Origin of the sequence: Mucilaginibacter sp. CAU 1740 (assembly GCF_039839285.1) — a bacterium.
GTDB lineage: Bacteria > Bacteroidota > Bacteroidia > Sphingobacteriales > Sphingobacteriaceae > Mucilaginibacter.
This window is the reverse complement of record NZ_JBDOQS010000030.1, coordinates 1-1,015: the sequence shown is the minus strand read 5'-3', so window position 1 is coordinate 1,015 and position 1,015 is coordinate 1. Positions and strand designations below refer to the sequence as shown.

Annotated in this window: 2 protein-coding genes; both read right to left on the bottom strand. The window is 45.8% G+C overall.

Going from position 1 to position 1,015, the window contains the following annotated elements; genetic code table 11:
• A partial coding sequence (locus tag AAFN85_RS32055) for an ATP-binding protein (RefSeq protein WP_347532061.1) occupies positions 1-841 on the bottom strand: 841 nt, incomplete at its 3' end.
• A partial coding sequence (locus AAFN85_RS32050) for an ATP-binding protein (RefSeq protein WP_347532060.1) occupies positions 834-1,015 on the bottom strand: 182 nt, incomplete at its 5' end. The genes AAFN85_RS32055 and AAFN85_RS32050, both read right to left, overlap by 8 nt.

Sequence of the window (1,015 nt, the reverse complement as noted above, 5' to 3'; positions counted from 1 at the left end):
CAACAGGGTATTGCTGATCATTCATGGTATTAGGTATGTTATGGCCCACAATGCCGTTGTACGACATATGGTTTTTGAAATTTACCGGCCCAAACATGCGCGCGGCAATATTACCTATACCGGCCGATGACCATTTTTTTTCACCATAATTATAGCCAACCACGTTTATTACCGCTCCACGGGTTTTTTTTATGCTCGCGTGAATAAAGCGCAATGTTTCGGTAGGGCTGTAATCCGGGAATACTTTGAATGCAGCGGCCGCCTCGTTAATAGCCTTGTTAGCCTCTGGGCCGTGGCCTAAGCCATCCGCCAACATCATTTTTAAGTATTTATCTGTTTTTTTATATACAAAGCCATCGCCGCTTGTTTTTTCGCCGGGCTTTGATACCACTATTGGCCGAATGATTACCTTGTCATCCGCTTTTAACTTTTCGGGATCGCTGTAAACACGGCTAAGCACAATGGTTCCCCAGCCGGGTTGCGAATAAAGCTCGAATGTATCCGAAAGGCGTTTCATACTGCCTAAACCATGGCCCAAGGTTTTGGTTGTTGAAACCCCGTCGACCATCATCCGAGCCGGGTTAACCATTCCGGGCCCATTATCAATACTGATCAATTCAATATAGGGGGATCCTGCGTTGGCAAAAGTGCCCATCAATATTTCGCCATCATCGCTATATTTATACAGGTTCGATGTCATTTCGGCTACAATGAGGTCAAGCTCGTTGATGCGGCCGGCATTCATCCCGGCTTCAGTAGCCAGCTTGTGAATCTCTTTTTTTATCAGCGAGAAATAACTGCGGTCGTCCGCGGCAAAACTGATATGTGTAGCATCAACCATTGGCCCATTTTATAATGGTAACAGTTGTGCCTTCGCCAACTTTACTCTTAATGTCAAACTCGTTCACTAATCGTTTGGTACCGGGCAATCCCAATCCAAGGCTTTTACCTGTAGAAAAACCATCGCGCATGGCGGCAGCAATATCAGGAATACCGGGCCCTTTATCAGAAAATA